This is a genomic window from Aquisalimonas sp. 2447 (genome assembly GCF_012044895.1).
In the GTDB taxonomy this organism is placed as follows: Bacteria; Pseudomonadota; Gammaproteobacteria; order Nitrococcales; family Aquisalimonadaceae; genus Aquisalimonas.
On record NZ_CP050695.1, the window covers coordinates 2,853,872 to 2,873,538 of the forward strand.

Genomic DNA, 19,667 nt, shown 5'->3' on the forward strand with positions numbered 1-19,667 from the left:
GCGATGCTTTAATCCTCCGCTGTACCACGATTTCGCCGTGCAACCTCCGCCTCCAGCCTGTCGACCAGGTCTGATACGGGCATGGCGCCCAAGTCTTCACCCGAGCGAGTGCGCACGGCCACGGATCCAGAATCCATTTCGCGGTCCCCGATGACCAGCATGTAGGGAACCTTCTGCAAAGTGTGCTCGCGGATTTTAAAGCCGATCTTCTCGTTTCTCAAGTCGCTGGAGGCGCGAAATCCGCGACTACGAAGGGTTTTTTCCACTTCGACGGCGAAATCGGCCTGGCGATCGGTGATATTCATCACCACCGCCTGCTCCGGAGCCAGCCACAGGGGCAGCGCTCCGGCGTGTTCCTCGATGAGAATACCGATGAACCGCTCGAAGGAACCGAGGATGGCACGATGGAGCATCACCGGCTCACGCCGGGAGCCGTCTTCGGCCACGTAACTCGCGCCAAGCCGACCCGGCAGGGCAAAATCCACCTGGATCGTCCCGCACTGCCACACCCGGCCCAGACAGTCCTTCAGCGAGAATTCCACCTTCGGGCCATAGAAGGCGCCCTCGCCGGGCTGCAGAGTGTAGTCCAGGTTCGCGTTGTTCAGCGCCGTCTCCAGCGCCGCCTCGGCCTTGTCCCACACGGCGTCGGATCCGACCCGCTTGGCCGGGCGCGTGGACAGTGCGATGAGCACGTCCTCGAACCCGAGTTCGCGGTAGGCACGGAACACCATGTCGATGAACGCCGCTACTTCGGACTGCACCTGATCCTCGGTACAGAAGATGTGGGCGTCGTCCTGGACGAAATTGCGTACCCGCATGAGCCCGTGCAGCGTGCCCGAGGGCTCGTTGCGGTGACAGGAGCCGAACTCGGCCATACGCAGGGGCAAATCCCGGTAGCTTTTCAGGCCCTGGTTGAAGATCTGCACGTGGCAGGGGCAGTTCATGGGCTTGACGGCATAGGTCCGGTTCTCGGACTCCGTGTAGAACATGTCGTCGCCGAACTTCTCCCAGTGCCCCGACTTCTCCCACAGGCTGCGATCCACCAGCTGCGGCGTACGCACTTCCTGGTAGTCGTGCTCGCGCAGCAGGTTACGGATGTAGTCCTCCAGCACGCGGTAGATGCGCCAGCCCTTGTCGTGCCAGAACACCATCCCCGGGGATTCTTCCTGGACGTGGAAGAGATCCTGCGAGCGGGCGATACGGCGATGATCACGCTTCTGCGCCTCTTCCAGCCGTTTCATGTAGGCCTTGAGCGCCTTGCGGTCGCCCCAGGCGGTGCCGTAGATGCGCTGGAGCATTTCATTGCTGGCGTCGGCGCGCCAGTAGGCGCCCGCCAGCTTGGTGAGCTTGAAGGCCTTGCAGAAGCGGGTATTGGGGACGTGGGGGCCCAGGCACATGTCCACGTATTCCTGATGGTAGTACAGGGCCATGTGGGACACGTCCGGCATGTCTTCCACCAACTGAACCTTGTAGTCCTCGCCCCGCTCGCGGAAGATCCGCAGCACTTCCTCCCGCGGCGTCACTTCCTTGATGACGTCGTATTCCTGGTCGATGAGCTCCGCCATGCGCTGCTCGATCTTCTCCAGATCGTCCGGCGTGAAACCGGCGTCGCGGCGGATGTCGTAGTAGAAGCCGTCTTCCACCACGGGGCCGATGGCCATCTGCGCCTCGGGATAGAGCTGCTTCACGGCCTGGCCGACCATGTGGGCACAGGAGTGGCGGATGATCTCCAGCCCCTCGTCGCTCTTCGGCGTGATGATCTCCAGCTGCGCGTCCTCAGTGATGAGATCGCAGGCATCGCGCAGCTCGCCGTTGACGCGTCCGGCCAGTGTCGCCTTGGCGAGGCCGCTGCCGATATCCGCGGCAACCCGGGAGATGGGCACGGGCTCGGCATATTCGCGCTGACTGCCGTCCGGAAGGGTAACTACGGGCATGGGGAGTGCTCCCGACAGTGGTGACCCATACGAGAGGCCACGTGTATTTGGCGCTAAAGCGCAGAAGGCGCGCAGTATACCGATCCGTGCAGGGAGATCAAAGTGAGACGCCGGGCTCGGCGACGCCCTCGACGCGGTTGCGCCCCCGACTCTTGGCCCGGTAGACGCCGGCATCGGCCCGTGCGATCAGCAGGGCCGGTTCCACGCCCACACCGGTGGCTGTGGCACAACCGACGCTGACCGTCACCACATCGCGCTGTGCCCCCTCCGTATGCGGGATCTGTGCGGTTTCCACCGCCTTGCGTATACGCTCGGCCACCACCACCGCCGCATCGGCGTCCGCCACCGGCAGGATGATGGCGAACTCCTCACCGCCGTAGCGGCAGATCAGATCGGCCGGGCGATTGACACTCTGCTCCAGGACCATCCCGATCCGGCGTAGCGCCTGGTCCCCCGCGGGATGACCGAACGTGTCGTTGTAGAGCTTGAATTCATCCACGTCGAGCATCAACAGCGACAGCGGATTCCCGGTGCGCTGCGCCCGGGCGCTCTCACGCTGGAGGCTGGTATCGAGCATGCGCCGGTTACCCAGCCCCGTTAGTGGGTCCCGGGCGGCCTGCTCCTTGAGGCTGGAAAGCTCGCGAGCGCGGTCGGCGATGTCATGGAACACCGCCACGACACCGTTTTTCACGCCCCGTAACGGAGCAACAGTCAACGACACCGGCAGACTGGTTCCGTCCCGGCGCCGCAGTTCATGACGCTCGCTGCGATAGGCGCCGCCCGTGCGCAGCACCTCCCACCCCGGGATGCGGGTGGGCCGCCCTTGAACACCCGCAGAATCATAGAACAGGGCATTCGCCTTGGCTCCGGTGATCTCGTCCGGGCGATAACCGAGCATCTGGCTGGCGGCCTGGTTCACGTAACCGACACGCCCCTGCCCGTCCAGCACGTACACACCCTCACCCATACTCTCGGTAATGGCGTCCATCTGTTCGCGTAGTGCCAGGACACCCCGCCGGGACCGCACCACCAGCATCACCAGCGTTGCCAAGGCTCCCACCAGCAACCACCCGAGCACGGCGTAAGCCAGCAACTGCCTCTGCCAGGCCACGATCGGTGCGGCACTGCTTTCCGAGGCGGCGTAGCCGATCGCCCGTCCGGCCATGTCCCGCACCGGCACCATGGCCACGGCCACATCCCGCCCATAGGCATCGCGAACCAGAGCACTGACGGGCAGACTGGCGTCGAACCCGTCCGCCAGCGCTCGCCGCAGGGACTCGGCGTGCTGCAGCCAGTGCGGCAGGCGGGACCCCGTACCACCCATCTGCACCGGTTCCACCAGCCCGTGGTGGAGTTCGGTGGCGCGGAAGATCTGTGAGCCACTGTCCACAGTGAGGCCATCAGGGAGAACGTCCCGGCGCAGCAGCACATGGTAGAGCAATGCGTCCCCGCCGATCCGCCGCAGCAGCGTCACCAGGTCGCCCGGCTGCAACACCGCTTCCACGGCGCCCACAGGCTCGCCCTCGTGCCACACGGGCAGCACCCGACGGTAAGCCAGGCCGCTGGCACTGATCTCGAAACCCTGCGCGCCCATGCGGGTATTCATGATCTCCACCACCTGACCCCGCCGCTGGGGATTGGCGCTATGCTCCTGCTGCAGTCGCGCGTCGAAATGGGCGATGGTTTCGCCGTTCGCGCCCAGCACATGGAGACTGGCGCCGCAGCAGGTCCGCAGACTGCGGTGAGCCGCCGCGCCCAGGTTCATCACGGTCGCTTGAAGGGTTTCAGGTGCATCGGCAGCACCGGGCGCCCCGGCCCTGACGAGGAAGCGGCGCAACTCGCCATTGCCGAGGATGTCGGCAAACGCCTGGTTGGTCATGGTCCGCAGGAGTGAGTCCGTACTACGCAGCGCAGCCTGCAACTCGACGCCCTCGCGGTTCAGAAACGCCTCCACCTCGCGTTCCTGAATCAACCAGAACGGCACGGCAACAACCGCGGCCGCCAGCCCCCACACTGCGGCGACCTGCACAACGAATCCGTAACGCATGGACGTGGCCCTGTCCGCTAGCACGGTCGGCGCCCCGCCCACCGGCCGTCCCTCGGTTCCGGGCGACAGGCTTATTGCGCCAGCCTCCACCCATTGCGCCGGCAGGCCCCCTGCCGCAACCCGGAATGAACATCTGCTTCCGCTACCAGGAAGAACCTTCAACCTTCACAGGGTTTTGCCGCAAAGGCAAGCCTCGCAATGGCACACGTGATCCCCTCCACGGAGGGGGTGCCGAGCCGTCAGGACAACACGGCCTGCGATGCCCCGCCCCGTGTGCCGTCCTCGGGGCCGGCCACCACACGGTTGCGGCCCTCGGCCTTGCCACGGTAAAGCGCCCGGTCGGCGCGCTGCAGGGCAGCATCCACCGAAGGGTCGTCTTCGTTGACCGTCGCCACACCTACCGTGACCGTGGGACGGATGGCGGTGGGTAGGGCCGATATCTCCATGGTTGCCACGTGCTCCCGCAGGCGCTCGGCAAGCGCGCAGGCACCCTCCAGATCCGTGCCAGGCAGCATCACCGTAAACTCTTCACCACCGAAGCGGCCAATGATATCCGACTCCCGCAGTGCCTCACGGCAACGCCGCGCGACACCGCGCAGCACGCGGTCGCCAACCGCATGGCCATGGGTGTCGTTGACCTCCTTGAAACCGTCCAGATCCAGCATGCACACCGCCAGCGGCATGTGCTCACGCCGGGTCCGGCGCATCTCCTGCGCCGCCAGTTCGAAGAACCGCCGGCGGGTATACACCCCGGTCAACTCATCGGTCCGCGCCATCTCCTTGAGCTGCGTTTCCAGACGTCGCCGTTCGGCAATCTCCTCTTGCAACCGCTGGTTGATCTGCCGCTCTTCCAGCAGGGACGCGTACTGCGACCGCCGCAACACACTCAGCCGCATGGCAGTCATCAAACCCACGGTGTTGACGAAGAGCAGCAGCAGCGACAGCGTCACCAGTACACCTGCCGGTACAGGTGCCAGCCAGGCGACGGCCAACAGGAAACCGATCCCCAGGTAACCGTTCATGGCAACCATCCAGGGAACCCGGTTGGGGAAATACAGGTAGACAGCGATGGTGGCCACCATCACCGCCGGGATCTGTGTGTTCACCGTCTCGGGGCGCAGCGGAACAATCAGGATGATTCCCGTCACACCGATGAACACCACCGCATTCACGGCGAGCGGACTGTTGACCAGGCTCGGCCAGCGTACCAGTGCTCCGGCCAGTGTCAGCGCGGCGGCCACCACCACGGCGCGCAGGGCCAGCAACGCGAAGAAGGCGTCACCAATGCCGAGCAGCGCATAGTCGGAAACACTGAAGGCCAGGAACAGGCCCGCCGCCACCAGCAGCGACGAACGCATCTGGCGGGCTGTTTCACCCTGGACATGATGCCGATACCGGGCTTCCAGCACGGCACTGAGGAATTCACCGCGCCACCGGGAGATTGAACTGGGGTGTTCGTTACCAGCGGAGTGTTCAGCGCTGTCCAATCAACCCTCCAGAGAACCATTCCGGAAGAGCGCACACTCCCGGGCACAAGCCAAACGGTAGTTTGCTAACCTTTCAGGAACATTGTCAGGTCTCAGCGTCGTCGTGCGGCTTGCCACCCTCACGGACACGCCGAACGGCGTCCGGCGCGTCCAGCGTGACGAAGTGGCTCACTTCCGACAGCCGCACCACCTCGACATGCGGCCCGCCTTCGGCGGCGCTTGCCTGCATGCTGCGGGGATCGAGCACCCGGTCACGCCCGGGGACGAGTATGGATGCCGAGCCAAGCCCCTGGAATACATTGGCCTGTCGCGACTCGACCCAGTCTGCGATGTTCAGCAGGTTACGCCGCACCGTCAGCGCCCGCCGGACATTCCACGGCAGGGCGGTGATCACCCTGCGCTTGCGCGCGTCGTCCAGACTCCCCCACACCCGCCTGTTGAACCGATTGATGGGCCGACGGCGCCACAAGGGTAGCAGCAGAGGTAACGCCCCGATCACGACCGCAGGAGCCGGCCTCGGCTGACGGGCCTGCGGCAGCACCGGTGCCTCGAGGATGGCCCGGGCAAATCCGAACAGATCCGGCCGGCGTGCCGCCGCCTCGAGCACCACGGCCCCGCCCCGGGAATGCCCGTGAAGGAGGACAGCCGGGGTGGTCACCAGATGCTCCATCACCTGGATCAGCACCTCGGCATCATGCTCGATGGTGCCGACGCCTGCCTCGGGGAATCGGGCCCACGGAGGCTCAGTGACCTGCCGGGGTCTCAACGCCGGATGGTAATCCCCGTTGCCGAGGAGCACCAGTGCCGCAGAATCCTCGCGATACAGTTCGGTGAAGTAGGCCGGGCTCTCCAGAAAGCCGTGCACGGCAATCACGGTTTCCCCTGCACCGTCACCGCGCCGGTAGTACACACAACTGGGCCCGACCCTGTAGAGTTCGCCGTCGAACGCTTCCTGCTCCGGGCCCGGGCCGGTGCGCAACAGTAACCAGGCATACGCCCCACCGGATACAAGGACGCTCAGAACAACCACCAACAGCACCGTCAGCATTCTTTTCCTCCCTGCAATTGTCTCCGCCACCCAAGGATGGACGGCTGCACGTTCCTCACCCTGTCTGTTGGTGGGTATCATGGTGGCGCGATACGGAGAGCACCATGGCAAAACTGTTAATGAATCTGCGCGGGGTTCCCGAGGATGAAGCCGAAGAGGTGAGGGACCTGTTACGCCAGCATGCAGTGGACTACTACGAAACGCCACCCAACCGCTGGGGGCTCAGCATGGGTGCGATCTGGCTGCGTGAGGTGGACGATTACCCACGTGTGCGCTCATTGCTGGACAACTACCAGCAGCGCCGCCGACAGCAGGCACGCGCGGAATACGAGGAACAGCGCCGGGCGGGAAACCAGGAAACGTTTGTCTCGCTCTTCCGTCGCGACCCACTCCGGTATCTGCTCTACATGGGGATCGTCGGCCTGATACTGTATTTTTCCATCACCCCCTTCCTGGGGCTGATCGGCGACTAGTAGTGTCCCTTTACACAAAAAAAACGCCACCCGAAGGTGGCGTTTTTTCGTAACCGGAATCCGGGCTTACTTGCTCTGCCCGGCGGCCTTGGAGACGTTCTGGGCACTTTCCTGGGCAACCTTCTGTGCGTTCTGCGCGAAGGCCTGGTTCAGGGAAACCACCTTCTCGGCGTCGCCCTTCATACGCTCGCCCAGATCCTTGGCAACTTTCTGCTGGTTCTCGACATAGGCGCGGACGTCGGACGGATCCTTCACGTCCAGGGCAGCGCGGGCCTGCTGCACGCCGGTCTCGGCGTAGGCCTTGGCGGCCTCGAACTGCAGGTTCGCGAGCTGCTCGACATGATCCAGCACCATGCTGGCGTAGGTGCGCGCCGGGGCGCCGAAGGTGCTGTCGAACTGCTTCTGCATCTGGGTCACGGTTTCATTGCTCATGATCAACCTCCTCTGGATTCGTTGGATCTGCAAAGGCCCTCTGCCTTTGTTGCGATGCAATATAGCAAAGCAATTGCGGCAGCGCAACATCCAGGAATCCGGTCGTAGAGGCGGTCCTAGTGTCCCGAAACGAAAAAGGCCGGTCCTGGACCGGCCTTCAAGGAAAAGAGGGACACGCCCTGCAACGCTGTCACTGCATGCCGGGGCTACCCCCCGGAGCAGTGTCGCCGGCACCGGGGCTTTGCTGCTGCTCACCGATCTGCCCGGGCTGTTCGCCCGCGCCAGGCGCCTGCTGCTGGGCTCCCGGTTGCTGACCCTGCTGAGCTGGCGCTGCTCCGGACTGCCCGGGAGTCGCCGCCTGTTGACCCGGAGCCTGACCCTGCTGACCCGGAGCCTGACCCTGCTGACCCGGGGCCTCGCGCTGCTGGCCAGGGGCCGCACCCTGTTGACCCGGTGTCTGGCCTTGCTGACCGGGAGCCTGTCCCTGTTGCCCCGGAGCCTGCCCTTGCTGTCCCGGGGCGCCGTCCTGCCCTGGCGCGGCAGGTTGCTGCCCCTGGGTTCCACCGGGCTGACCGACGCCGGCACGGGCATCGGCACCGCCACCCTCGACACCCAGGCCGGAACGGGACTGGTGCGGGTCTTCACCTGCCTGCTGTTGCTGGCGAATGCGCTCCCGAACCGGGGGGCCCTGATCGATTTCGCCGCCGCCGGGCTGGCCGGCGCCCGGCTGTTGCGGGCCACCCATGCCCGGCTGACCCTGCCCCGCGCCGGTGGCACGATCTGCGGCCGACCCCGTACCCGGCGCCGCGCCGCCGGCCCCGGGCCCGTCCAGGGCGATCAACGCCACCGGGAACGCGAAGGCAAGCATCGCGCAGGCTGTCTTCAATCCTGTCCTCATAACGTACTCCTGGATTGCCTACGGCACTGAAAGGCCGCCTGATAAACGGACTGCCGCTATGTGTGACACTGCTGAATAATGCGTGTTCCCCACAGCGTATCAACGCTGTTCCGGCGGATCACCACGCCGGTATTCGCCCTCGATCGCCTCGCGACCCTGTGCCGGCCGATCGGACGTCTGCCCCTGCACCGGCCCGTACTGGACATGCACGCGACGCATCAGTGCATGGATTATCAGCCGCCGCGTTGCCGGAATCAGACAGGCGAACCCGATCACGTCCGTCGCGAACCCGGGAGTCAGCAACATGACGCCGCCCACCCCGAGAGCAAGCCCCTCGAGCATCTCCACCGCCGGAACGGCACCCCGGTCGAGGTTGATGCGTGCTCGCTGCAGTGTCTGCAGGCCCTGATGGCGCAGCAGGGCGCCCCCGATGACGGCAGTCAACACACACAGGCCAATGGTAGCCAGCGCGCCAATGACCTGACCGACCTCGATCAGGATGAACAGCTCGACCAGAGGAACAACGATCAGCAGTAGCAGCAGTAGCAGCAGTACGGGCACGGCACACCTCGGCGCGTTCTGGGCAAGTGAAGGCAACACTGAGAGCGGAATGGCGACGACGACGGCCGATTGCAACCCCCGGGGGTCGTTTCCTGCGTCAGTGGACGTGCTCCGGCTCGGAGGTCAGGCGCAGCTTCCAGTCGCCGCCGTGGGCCCGCGCGCACTCCTCCTCACTGTCAAAGTCCACATGCTGGCGGATGTCGCTTACCGTTACGCCGGCCGCCTCCAGCGCCTCCTCGGTGAGATGATTCAGGTATGCCTCGTGCCCCGCCCGCAACGCCTCGGCAAGGTGGCGATTACTGTCGAACACCCAGACCACATGGATGTTCGTGGTGACTTCGCCATACTCCATGACGTGGGTCACCCACTGGAACCCGGGGATTTCCCCGCGGGCCGCTTCACACGCCCGGCCCAGTGTGGCGTTGAGTTCATGCTCCAGGTTCTTGCGTTCCGACTCGTTCATTCCTCAGGGTCCACGGTAATGCCGCTGTCGGCACAGAATGAGTGCAGATCGTCGATCACTCGCTCCGGCAACGTCAACGTCATCGATACACCCTCGCCATAGCCGACGTGATCGATCCGGGCATCATGCACCTCGCTCCAGTATTGAGGATGGGACGCCCGGCGGCGGGCACCGGATAGCCGTCACCCGTCGTTGGGCGCATTGGCCGTGGGGGACAGGCCGTACTCTTCCACGCCGAAGCGTTCCTCATCGCGACGCAGCCCAAGCCAGACCCGGTCGCCCGCCTCGGCCAGCACCTCATCCACGGCATCGGCCGGCAGGAACAGCACCTGCTGCTCCACCCCGGCCGCCGCTTCGACGGTCGCCCGCCAGTCGCCATCCTGGCGGGGATCGCACCCTGGCGCGAACACGGGTGCTGGCGCTTCTCCACCAATCCCGTTACTGACCAGGCACAGGCCGTCGCCGATACACACCTGCAGGCCCGCGGGGACTGCGTCCAGCGCCAGATGCTCGCGCGGCGGCAGTTCGCCCCGGGGCGGTTTCGGCGCTTCGGGGTGACGAAAGCGTGCCTCCAGCATCTGATCCGCCGTCGGTTCATGCTGGCTGCACTGGCTCGCATGGGCCAGCAGCGCGCGCACACGCTCCGCGTCAAAATCAAGCCAGTTCCATTCCTGCGCGGTGGCCGTCATTGATCCGCCCCGTCGTCAAAAGGCCTCAAAGTGTAACAACTCGCCGGCGGGGTTGCACCGACCCAATCCACCCTATATCTTGGGTTTCGTCTTCACAGAGACTCAACATGCTGAGTCCAGCGGGGAACACCGGTGAGAATCCGGGGCTGTCGCGCAACGGTATGGCGAATGTACTCGCCGAGCCCGATCACCGCCGAAGACGTCACGGGAGCCTCGCGCCAAGGTTCCGCGGTACTGGTGCACCCACCACCCGCCAACCCCGCGACGGCTTCTCACCCACGGATGATCACGGGAGAAGCCCATGAATACTGCGAGCCTGCATACTGCCCACACTACGCGGCCGCCCGGAGCACCACTGGAAACCCTGGTGCTGCGCGGCCGTCTGACGCCGGCCTTGCGTCGGCTACTGGCAGGCCTGGGCGTGCACATGGAACCTGTACGCTGGAGCGGATTCGTCGGCCCGGAACTCGAGCACCTGCACGGCACTACGACCACACCGGCGCCGGAATGGCTGGATCCGGATACCGCCGAGGACCTGCTACAGGTGCTCAGGGAAATGGAAGCCCGCCGCAAGGCACCTGAGTGGGCGCGGCAGTGGCTGGTCAGTCACCGGGCCGGCACTTTGCTGAATGGCGACGGCTCGCTGGAAGTGCCCGACGCCCTGCCGCTGGACCAGCTTCTGGGCCTGCCCAGCGCAAGGCGCGGTGCAATCCGATCAGCGGCGAGACGCTGAACGGCTGACAGCCTCTGGCTCTGTAGCCCCCGGGAGCCCACCTCAGCGGGCAGAGGCCAGATCGCTGCCCCGGAGCCTGCGCTCCGGGATCACTTCTGGTGCACGTACTTGCCGGGGGCTGGATACAGGGGCGCGTACCCCGCCGCGGCCGCACCCATCTCCGGCGGCTTCACCTTGTTGCCCGAGCGTGCCTGCAACCACGACAGCCACTCGGGCCACCAGGAGCCCTCCTGGACCGGCGTCTGCTCCATGAAGTCGTCGGTCTGGAGCATCAGCTCGTCGGGCTGGTGGGTATGCACGCGGTAACGGCGGCGCGGATGATCCGGCGGGCTGACGATGCCGGCGTTGTGCCCGCCGTTGGTGAGCAGGAAGGTCACCGGACTGCGGGCCATGCGATTGATCTTGTAGACCGATGGCCACGGCGCCACGTGGTCCTTCTCGGTGCCCACCACGAAGAACGGCACCTTGACGTCGGAGAGGTGCACCGCGTCGTCATCCACTGCGAAGACGCCATCGGCAAATTCATTGTCCAGATACAGCCGCTGCAGGTACTCGCTGTGCATGCGGTAAGGCAGCCGGGTGGCATCGGCGTTCCAGGCCATCAAGTCGTTCATGGCGTAGCGCTCGCCCTGGAGGTACTGCCGCACGGAGGTGGACCAGATCAGATCCTGTGAGCGCAGAAGCTGGAACGCGCCGGCCATGCGCCGACCATCCAGATAGCCGGTCTCCCACATGATGTCGTCGAGGAACGTGACCTGGCTGTCGTCGATGAACAGGCCCAGCTCGCCGGGTTCGGAGAAATCCGCCTGGGCGGCGAAAAGGGTCAGGCTGGCGAGGCGCTCATCCTTTTTCCGCGCCATGGCGGCGGCTGCGATCATCAGCAGCGTCCCACCGAGGCAATAGCCGACACCGTGCACCGGCTTTTCCGGGACGATGGCATTGATCGCCTCCAGCGCGGCCATGACCCCGGAGCGACGGTAGTCGTCCAGTGACAGGTCACGGTCACCCTGATCCGGATTCTTCCAGGAGATGGCGAACACCGTATAACCTTGCCCCACCAGGTAACGTACCAGGGAATTCTCCGGGCTGAGATCGAGAATGTAGTACTTCATGATCCACGCCGGGACAATCAGCACAGGCTCCGGGTGCACCCGCGCCGTTGCGGGCTCGTACTGGATCAGCTCCATGAGCCGGTTGCGATACACCACCTTGCCGGGCGTCACGGCGACGTTGTTGCCAGGGACATAGTCCCCGGCCCCCGTGGGCGCCGCGCCGCTGATGCTGCGCTGGACGTCTTCCCAGAAGTAGCGGGCGCCGCGTGTGAGATTGGCGCCGCCCTCGTCCATGGTCTGGCGGAGCAACTCGGGGTTGGTCAGCAGGTAATTGCTGGGCGAGATCATGTCCAGGACCTGGCGCCCGAGGAAGTTCACTACCTCCTCGTGATGGGGCGTCACGCCGCGCACGCCGGTGGTTGCGTTGTGCCACCACTGCTGCGTCAGCAGAAACGACTGGTACACGAGGTTGAACGGCCACTGCTGCCACTCCTCCGCCGCGAACCGCCGATCATTGGGAAGTGGGTCAATGCAGGGCGTGGCACCGGCCTCCTGGCAGTGTACCGAGTATTGGGCGAACCGACCGGCCTTGCGCAGAACCTTGTCCAGCAACTGCATTTGCTTGCCAGGCGAGCTCGCCAGGTGCACCGCCCAGTCCAGGTAGGCGAGCTGCAGCGCAGCGGGCGACAGCCCCATGGTCGCCCTGCCGATGGCCACCCGCACCATGCGGTCCAGCGGTGACGGCGGATCTGGCGGGTTGATGTCATGCTGTGGAACTGTAGCCCGGGACATTCGCTGCTCCTGGTTCAACGCGAACCCAAATGAAAAGAGTGGCTTGATCACCTTCCATTACAAGGAAAAAACCGGGGGCTTCTGTTGATCCGGATCAAGAGTAAGCGGATCGGTCTACGGCAAAGTAAGTAGTCAGGTACAACCTGACCATACTGAAGAATAAAAGAGGAGTGTCGCCATGAGCAGCCAGGAACTCATCGTCCCCGTAGAGTGGAGCCGGCGTTCCCTCGCCGCCCTGACGCCCGCGAACGTGCTGTCACGGCAGACGGGCCGCAGCGTGCACATTGTTTCCATCATCCCCACCGAATCGGCGAGCGAAGAACGGCGCACGGCACTTCAGGGAGAAGCCGAGCGCCGTGGCATCGAGAACCCCACCATCTCCGTGCTCAAGGCCGACCTGAACACCGTCCCTATCGGCGAGGAGGAAGGAACGCTGATGCGCGTTATCCAGGCATCACCGGATGCCATGGTATGCATGGCCACCCATGCCCGCACGGCCATTGGCGACATCCTGCTGGGCAGTGTGGCCAGCGACATCCTCAACCGCTCAGACACACCCGTGGTGCTGACCGGTCCGCAGTTCAGCGCCGACTGGCAGGGGCCGCTGCAGACACTGCTGGTGTGCCTGGACGGCTCCGCTCTCTCCGAGGCGATCATCGCACCGGCCGCCGCCCTGGCGAAGACCACCGGTGCCAGCCTGATGCTGATTCAGGTGCAATCACCGGACGTCCACCACACCGCTCTGGCTCAGGACGCCGCGGAATCCGGCTACCTGCAGTCGAAGGCCGCCGAGATCCGCAGGAATCACGGCTTCGAGGTCAACTGGGACGTGCTCCACGGCAAGGATCCGGGCAAGACCATCGCCGAGTACGTGGCGGGCTATCCCGGTGCCATGGTAGCGATGACCACCCACGGCCACACCGGCTTCCGCAAGCTCACCGTTGGCAGTGTGGCCCGGGATGTGGTCCATGCCATCAACTGCCCGGTATACGCGTTCCGGGCGAAGGATAGTAACTGACCTGCCCGGACGTTCTGTCGGTCTCAGCGGCGTTGCCCCGGGCCGGTGGTCAATGCCGCTGGCCCGGAGCGTAATAGCGCCCGCCCAGAAAGCGATTGAAGAACTCGCCCAGCGCCGGATGCTCGATCTGCTGGCCGGAGGTATCCGGTTCCAGGTGGCGCTCGGCAACGTAGGTGCTGTGCGCGGCACCATCCACAAGCACGTGGTACCAAGGCTGATCCCGAGGTGGCCGACTGCGGGCCATGGTTTCGTACCAGGCGTCGGTACCCTGGAAGACCGGATCCACGTCAACGATCACCCCGCGGTAGTCAAACTTCCGGTGGTGAACCACTTCGCCGACCGCGAATTTCGGTGTGACTTCCATCGTTGCATCCTCTATCCGTCAGCCCGAACAACGCTTACCCTGTTCTCGACTATGCGTACCGTCGGCAGCCGCGTAAAGATCCAATCCGGAGCACCGCTGTCCGGCGGGCGGCACGCACCAACAGGGAGCGACCAGTAATGACACGACAGGTTGAGTTCTTCTTCGACTTCGTCAGCACCGCCAGTTACCTTGCCTGGACTCAGCTTCCGGGGCTGATCCGGCGAACCGACGCGGAGATTCTCTATCGGCCGATGGTGCTCGGCGCGGTCATGAAGGCGACGGGGAACACCCCGCCGCCGAGCATCCCCGCCAAGGGCAAGTACATGCGCACGGATTTCAGCCGCTTTGCCGAGCGCTACGGCGTGGCATTCCGCTACCCCTCCAGACACCCCGTCAATACCATGTCCGCCCTGCGCGGTGCAGTCGCGTTCCTGGACCGGCCGGAGTTTCCCGACTACGTCAAGTCCGTGTTCGAGGGCTTCTGGGTGCACGATCAGGATATCGAGGATCCGGAGATCCTCGCCCATCTGGCCGCACAGGCGGGGATCGGCGCCGAGGAATTTCAGGAGGCCGTAGGGCGGCAGGACGTGAAGGACCGGCTGCGGGCCAATACCGACGAAGCCGTGGAACGCGGCGCCTTTGGCGCACCCACATTCTTCGTTGGTGATGAGATGTTCTTCGGGCAGGACCGTCTGGATTTCGTGGCCGAAGCGCTGCAGCGCCAGTAATCAGCCGACAGCGGCCGCGGCACCGGCGAGTGCCACGGCCAAGTCGCGGACCGGGGCCGTCAGTCGAACAGGCTCCGGACGCCGTCACGCACGCGATCCCGTACCTCACCACGTGTTTCACCGGCAGCATCGTCCCGGGCGACCTCCCCGGTGCCGCGGATCTGACGGCCGAGCCAGCCCGGCTCGTCACTGCCATCAGCTTCGCCCTCGGGCGCACGCTCACGCGCTTGCTCAACCTCGGCCACCAGGTCCCGGTGGCGGACATCCGGCGGCAGGCTGAAGCTGTGATCCGGCAGAGTGTCCGAACTGAACTCCGTCAGTTCCATGTCCCTGGAGCGCAACAAGGTGTACTCCGACGTATCCACCTGCCCGACGCCCACCATCTCTGCGTCCTGCTCAACGCCCTCGAACAGCTCCCCCATGCGCTGGAAGGCCTGGCCGATCCCGCGTAGCCGGGTGTCATCGCTCAGCACGATGCGATCGATCTCCTCCCACTCACCGGCCCAGTCATCCCCCTCATCAAGGCGATAGAGCTCACCGACGAATCCGGCCACCATCTCCTCCTGGCCCAGGGGTTCGATCCGCACGTCCGGCTGCGACGGAGCGTCGCCGCTCAGCTCGGCAATCTGCTCGGTGGATATGGCATACCAGCCATCGTCGTCGCGTCCGAGAACATGCCCTTCGCCGTCCGCGATCAGCAGGAACTGTCGTTCCGGACCAGGCAAGCCGATGCGGAGATTGTCCGCATCGCGGTACTCGACGGTGAATTCGCCATCCGGCGTATCGTACGCGGCGCGACTGTCCGCCAGCGCCTGGCCAGTGGCGGCAAGAAGCAACGGCGCCGCCGCAGCGGCAATGATTCGATTGGTTGTTGTCATGATCCACCCTCTTGCTCCATGCACCCCGACGCAGCTCCGTGAGCCCTGATCGGGTTCTTCTGGTCACCGGGTTAACATACTCACGTTCCCCGCCACACGCGCACCCATGCACGTCTGCCCACCGTCTTGCCTTCAGCATGCCTGACGTCACCTTACAATCGCCTTACATCCCGGCAGCCACACGTCAACGCCCATCATGCAGACGCCGAACACCCCCGGGCTGGTGTCCGTACCGCGTGTGCGTTTAGGCTTGGCGGTCTCGCCGAAATGGAGCCCTGTCATGCCCCGGGAACGCGGTTTCGCCCTGTTCGCTCTGCAATCAGCAGGCGCACTGCTGGCACTGGTGCTCGGCGGCCTGCTCGTGGCAACCGGGGCGCACGCGCAGCCGGTCACTCTGGACCAGCTCACCGATGAAGAAGCCGCCGTGGAACTGGACGCCTCCGACCGCCGGGACCTGGAGCAGAGTCTGGATGACGTCATTACGACGCTGGAGGATGCCGAGCAGCGCGGGGCATTACTGGAGGATCTCCGGGAGTTGCGCGCCGCCATTGGCGAAACCGAGGAAGAGCCGGAGGTGGCCCCCGGCACCGGTCTGCTGGGCGCACTGAGCACGGCCCTGGAAGAATTCGGCGACGAGGCAACACCGGACGGTACCCTGCTGGATTCCTGGACCGAACGTACCGGCGAAGCGTGGCAGGATATCGGTGCCATCGCGACCGAGTCCGACACCGGAGACCTCACCAGTTTCGCGACGGACATCGGAATATTTCTCGCCGTCTGGGTCGCACTGGTGGGAGCAGGCCTGTTTCTGGCGCGGCGTGTTTCCATTGCCCGGGGATGGCCACAGCGACTACCCAACGAACCCCGCGGCTGGCTGCTTGCTGCACATCTGCTGCGCCGCCTCCTGCCCTGGGCACTTGGTTTCGGCGTGCTTCTCGGCTTGCTTTATCTGGCGCCGGCAACGCCGGGCCGTACCACCGCCCTGGTTCTGGCCTATGCCGCACTGCTCGGGCGTGCGGTGTCGCTGGTCTGTGAACTGGTCCTGGCGGTGTTTGCCCGCGGACACCGGCGGCCTGCTGTCGCCATCCTGCGCCGTAACGGCCTGCCACGGCTGTTCCTGTTGGGAGCGCTGGTGGGCCTGGCCGATGCCACCAGTTCCGGAACCATCGAATCCATGCTGGGGCATTCGCTGGCCGAACTCGTTGCCCTACTCATCAGCGGTATTGCCACGTTGCTGGCAGGCCACTTCATCCTGCGCTTCCGGCGGCCGGTGCGCCATATCATCTACAACCGCCCCTTTCACGAACGCCGGCGCAACACCACTGTCAATGAGCTGCTGCGCCTGATCAGCCGCTACTGGCACCTACCGGTGCTGGTGCTGGTGCTGATGTCCCTGGCGACCGTCGTGGTGGCCACCGGTGAGCCCGGGGACGTACTCATCCGTGGAGTCATCTGTATCGCCCTGCTCACTGCCACGCTGGCAATCACCGGGCTGATCAACCACCACGCAGAGCGCCTCGATCGGCGACCACGGCGCATCTCGGACTATCAACGCCGCCTGGAGCGGTTCGGTTATACCGTGGCACATCTGGCCGCCTGGACAGCGTTCGTGGAAGCGTCACTGTGGGTGTGGGGTGGCTCCCTGTTCGGTTTCGGCCAGGAAACACTGGGTGGCCGCATCGCCCAGGCGTTACTGGCGGTGGCCATCACGGCCCTGCTCGCCTGGCTGGCCTGGATCGTCGCCGACAGCGCCATCCATCGGGGCCTGACTTCAACCATGGAAGGCCGCGGTCGGCGGGTGAACACGGCGCGGGTGCAGACCATCACGCCCATGGTCCGCAACGTGATTTTCACCGCTATCCTGGTGATTGCCGTGATCGTTGCCCTGGCCAACCTGGGGGTCAACGTCACGCCGCTGCTGGCCGGCGCGGGCATCATCGGCATCGCCATCGGCTTCGGCGCCCAGACACTGGTGCAGGACCTGATCACCGGCATGTTCATCCTCATCGAGGACTCCCTGGCCATCGACGATTTTGTCGACCTGGGCGGCCAGATGGGCACGGTGGAGGGCCTGAGCCTGCGCACCGTGCGCCTGCGGGATCTGGACGGCATCCTCCACATCGTGCCCTTCAGCCAGATTCAGGCCATTCACAACATGTCGCGGCAGTTCGGCGTCGCCCTGATCCGGGTGAAGGTCCCGCATACGTCGGCCGTCGACGACGTTCGCGCCCTCCTGTTGGAGGTGTCCGAGGACGTCCGCAGCGATCCGGAGTTCGGCCGGAACATCTGGGCACCGCTGGAGTTCCAGGGCGTCGAACGGTTCGAGGACGGTGCCGCGGTGCTGCGGGTGCGAATCCGCACTGCGCCGGTGATGCAGTGGGATATCGCCCGGGAATTCAATCTGCGCCTCAAGCGCCGTTTCGAGCAAGACGGCCTGGACCTGGCAACCCAGCGCATCAGTCTGCGCATGGAGGGGCAGGCAGACGCATCCACTGACGACACCCCCGAGGCCGACAGCGCCCCGGACCGCTGAGACGACGAGGGGCGCCGCCCAGCGGCGCTATTCGTGGAAGCGCAGGCAGTTGCGGCCGGCGCGCTTGGCATCATAGAGCGCCCGGTCGGCGGCACGCAGCAAGTCCGCGACCGACTCCGCGACCTCCTCCCCGCCCTCCTGCACCGCGACACCGACGGAGGCGGTAACGCCAAAGGTCGCACCCTGCTCGTCGGTATGCGCCAGCTGCTCCAGGGCCGTGAGAAGGCGATCGAACACCTGCGCCGCATTGGGCGCCCCGGTACCGGGCAGCACGACAACGAACTCCTCACCGCCGTAACGCGCCAGACAATCACCGCTGCGCAGATGATCTGCGAGCACCTCACCGACGCGCACCAGAACGGAATCACCCACAGCATGCCCGTGCCGGTCGTTGACCGCCTTGAAGTAATCCAGATCCAGGAAACCCACCGCCAGGGGCCAGCCGTGCTCCCTGGCCATGGCGAACTCGGACTCCAGGCGCTCGTCCAGGTAGCGTCGGTTGTAAAGCCCAGTGAGCGCGTCGCGGCTGGCGGTCTCGCGCCAGGCACGGCTGTTGCGTTCCAGTTCGCTGGCTCGGCGGTGCTGCTCGGCAACCTCGCTGATGAGCTGCAGGTTACGCACAGCCAGCACTTCACGCGCTTCGTCGACAATGCCGGTGGCACGGCGCGGCGACATGATATCGGTCTCGAACAGCCGCTCCAGATGGGGCATCCGCTCCGCGACACGACCCAGCAGCCCTTCCAGTTCACTGCCGCCGAGACCAAGCCACCGATTTGCCTGCTCGCCAAGCGCTTCAGTGGCCTCCGTGCCGCCATGGGCCAGAAACAGATCGGCAACACGCCCGCTCAGGGCAACGCAGAACACGCACGGGCGAAGGCTCTCCGCACTATCCACGGCCTCCGGGTCATGGCTACCCAGAGCCGCAGTTGCCAGATACTCGGGCAGGCTCCAGTAACGCATCAGCCAGGCACCGGCATCGGCGTGATCGGTGCCGAGGGTGTCGTGTTCACGACGCACGAGTTCGTTGTGGTCAGCTTGAGCGCCCAGCAGTTGTCCGTATCGCTCCGGCAGCGCCGCCTCAAGGGCCAGCACGCCAACATCCTGCAACAGCCCGGCCAGGAAGAGCTCTTCCAGATCCCGCCGACCGAGAATCTCGCCCAGGCAGCGGCATGCGGTAGCGGCGATCAGTGCACGCCGCCATACGGCTTCCAGCGCCCCGGCGCTGACCGACGGCCCCCGCAACTGATCCGCCAGCGAGAAGCTCAACCCCAGGGTCAGTGCGGAATTCAGGCCGATGACCGCGACAGCCTGATGCAGGTTGTCGCAGGATCTGCGCTTGGCATAGAGAGGCGAGTTACTGACACGCAGGATGCGGCTGGCCAGGGCAGGATCCTGGGACAGCACCGAGGCCACGGTGGCGACGTTTGCCTCGGGATCACGCCCCAGTTCCACGATACGCATGGCCACCGACGATAGCGTGGGCAGGCTGGGACAGTACTGCAGGGCTTCCCGGATCTGTGCATCCATGGGCGACGTT

Annotated in this window: 19 protein-coding genes and 1 riboswitch; of the genes, 6 read left to right on the forward strand and 13 right to left on the reverse strand. The window is 65.1% G+C overall.

The annotated features are described in order from the left end of the window. Positions 1–8: 8 nt before the first annotated feature. The 4 genes from thrS to KU884_RS13565 form a co-directional block, all read right to left on the reverse strand. On the reverse strand, positions 9–1,934 hold the full coding sequence (gene thrS, locus KU884_RS13550) for a threonine--tRNA ligase (RefSeq protein WP_167783109.1): 1,926 nt from the start codon (positions 1,932–1,934) through the stop codon (positions 9–11). Positions 1,935–2,031: 97 nt separating this feature from the next. Then, positions 2,032–3,981 carry a diguanylate cyclase gene (locus KU884_RS13555; protein ID WP_167783110.1) on the reverse strand — a complete coding sequence of 650 codons (1,950 nt, stop codon included), beginning with the start codon at positions 3,979–3,981 and terminating at the stop codon, positions 2,032–2,034. A 239-nt stretch (positions 3,982–4,220) separates the two neighbouring features. Continuing rightward, positions 4,221–5,468, reverse strand: coding sequence for a GGDEF domain-containing protein (locus tag KU884_RS13560; RefSeq protein ID WP_167783111.1), 1,248 nt, complete (start codon positions 5,466–5,468; stop codon positions 4,221–4,223). An 85-nt stretch (positions 5,469–5,553) separates the two neighbouring features. After that, positions 5,554–6,516 (reverse strand): alpha/beta fold hydrolase, encoded by a 963-nt coding sequence (locus tag KU884_RS13565; protein WP_167783112.1) that lies wholly within the window; start codon positions 6,514–6,516, stop codon positions 5,554–5,556. 104 nt (positions 6,517–6,620) lie between these two features. On the opposite strand from KU884_RS13565, the gene KU884_RS13570 reads away from it, so the two are divergent. Then, positions 6,621–6,989 (forward strand): DUF6164 family protein, encoded by a 369-nt coding sequence (locus tag KU884_RS13570; protein ID WP_167783113.1) that lies wholly within the window; start codon positions 6,621–6,623, stop codon positions 6,987–6,989. A gap of 66 nt (positions 6,990–7,055) precedes the next feature. Here KU884_RS13570 and KU884_RS13575 read toward each other — a convergent pair whose 3' ends face one another. Then, positions 7,056–7,421 (reverse strand): phasin family protein, encoded by a 366-nt coding sequence (locus KU884_RS13575; RefSeq protein WP_167783114.1) that lies wholly within the window; start codon positions 7,419–7,421, stop codon positions 7,056–7,058. A 241-nt stretch (positions 7,422–7,662) separates the two neighbouring features. Here KU884_RS13575 and KU884_RS13580 point away from each other — a divergent pair, with 241 nt between their 5' ends. Continuing rightward, positions 7,663–8,349, forward strand: a complete 687-nt coding sequence (locus tag KU884_RS13580; protein WP_167783115.1) for a hypothetical protein — start codon at positions 7,663–7,665, stop codon at positions 8,347–8,349. Positions 8,350–8,418: 69 nt separating this feature from the next. Here KU884_RS13580 and KU884_RS13585 read toward each other — a convergent pair whose 3' ends face one another. The 4 genes from KU884_RS13585 to KU884_RS13595 form a co-directional block, all read right to left on the reverse strand. Continuing rightward, positions 8,419–8,880, reverse strand: a complete 462-nt coding sequence (locus tag KU884_RS13585) for an FxsA family protein (RefSeq protein ID WP_167783116.1) — start codon at positions 8,878–8,880, stop codon at positions 8,419–8,421. A 97-nt stretch (positions 8,881–8,977) separates the two neighbouring features. Continuing rightward, a complete protein-coding gene (locus KU884_RS13590; protein ID WP_167783117.1) occupies positions 8,978–9,343 on the reverse strand; it encodes a hypothetical protein in 366 nt (121 codons plus the stop codon). Further along, on the reverse strand, positions 9,340–9,474 hold the full coding sequence (locus KU884_RS19135) for a hypothetical protein (RefSeq protein ID WP_256368066.1): 135 nt from the start codon (positions 9,472–9,474) through the stop codon (positions 9,340–9,342). The genes KU884_RS13590 and KU884_RS19135 overlap by 4 nt, the downstream gene beginning before the upstream one ends. A 51-nt stretch (positions 9,475–9,525) precedes the next feature. Then, entirely contained in the window at positions 9,526–10,032 is a 507-nt protein-coding gene (locus tag KU884_RS13595) for a hypothetical protein (RefSeq protein WP_167783118.1), read from the reverse strand. Between the two features lie 69 nt (positions 10,033–10,101). After that, positions 10,102–10,246: riboswitch (cobalamin riboswitch) on the forward strand. A gap of 87 nt (positions 10,247–10,333) precedes the next feature. Here KU884_RS13595 and KU884_RS13600 point away from each other — a divergent pair. Then, positions 10,334–10,765 carry a hypothetical protein gene (locus tag KU884_RS13600; protein WP_167783119.1) on the forward strand — a complete coding sequence of 144 codons (432 nt, stop codon included), beginning with the start codon at positions 10,334–10,336 and terminating at the stop codon, positions 10,763–10,765. Between the two features lie 89 nt (positions 10,766–10,854). On the opposite strand, the gene KU884_RS13605 is transcribed toward KU884_RS13600, so the two are convergent. Further along, positions 10,855–12,609 carry an alpha/beta hydrolase gene (locus tag KU884_RS13605; protein ID WP_167783120.1) on the reverse strand — a complete coding sequence of 585 codons (1,755 nt, stop codon included), beginning with the start codon at positions 12,607–12,609 and terminating at the stop codon, positions 10,855–10,857. Between the two features lie 178 nt (positions 12,610–12,787). Here KU884_RS13605 and KU884_RS13610 point away from each other — a divergent pair, with 178 nt between their 5' ends. After that, on the forward strand, positions 12,788–13,627 hold the full coding sequence (locus tag KU884_RS13610; protein ID WP_167783121.1) for a universal stress protein: 840 nt from the start codon (positions 12,788–12,790) through the stop codon (positions 13,625–13,627). Between the two features lie 49 nt (positions 13,628–13,676). Here the strand turns inward: KU884_RS13610 and hspQ are convergent, their stop codons facing one another. After that, a complete protein-coding gene (gene hspQ, locus KU884_RS13615; RefSeq protein WP_167783122.1) occupies positions 13,677–13,991 on the reverse strand; it encodes a heat shock protein HspQ in 315 nt (104 codons plus the stop codon). Between the two features lie 137 nt (positions 13,992–14,128). On the opposite strand from hspQ, the gene KU884_RS13620 reads away from it, so the two are divergent. Next, the gene (locus tag KU884_RS13620) at positions 14,129–14,719 is read left to right on the forward strand and encodes a 2-hydroxychromene-2-carboxylate isomerase (RefSeq protein WP_167783123.1); all 591 of its coding nucleotides are present in this window, start codon (positions 14,129–14,131) and stop codon (positions 14,717–14,719) included. 59 nt (positions 14,720–14,778) lie between these two features. Here the strand turns inward: KU884_RS13620 and KU884_RS13625 are convergent, their stop codons facing one another. Continuing rightward, positions 14,779–15,597: a hypothetical protein gene (locus KU884_RS13625; RefSeq protein WP_167783124.1), complete on the reverse strand. Its 819-nt coding sequence runs from the start codon at positions 15,595–15,597 to the stop codon at positions 14,779–14,781. Between the two features lie 280 nt (positions 15,598–15,877). Here KU884_RS13625 and KU884_RS13630 point away from each other — a divergent pair, with 280 nt between their 5' ends. Continuing rightward, on the forward strand, positions 15,878–18,130 hold the full coding sequence (locus KU884_RS13630; RefSeq protein WP_167783125.1) for a mechanosensitive ion channel family protein: 2,253 nt from the start codon (positions 15,878–15,880) through the stop codon (positions 18,128–18,130). Positions 18,131–18,157: 27 nt separating this feature from the next. Here the strand turns inward: KU884_RS13630 and KU884_RS13635 are convergent, their stop codons facing one another. Further along, positions 18,158–19,657 (reverse strand): GGDEF domain-containing protein, encoded by a 1,500-nt coding sequence (locus KU884_RS13635; protein WP_167783126.1) that lies wholly within the window; start codon positions 19,655–19,657, stop codon positions 18,158–18,160. Positions 19,658–19,667 lie beyond the last annotated feature (10 nt).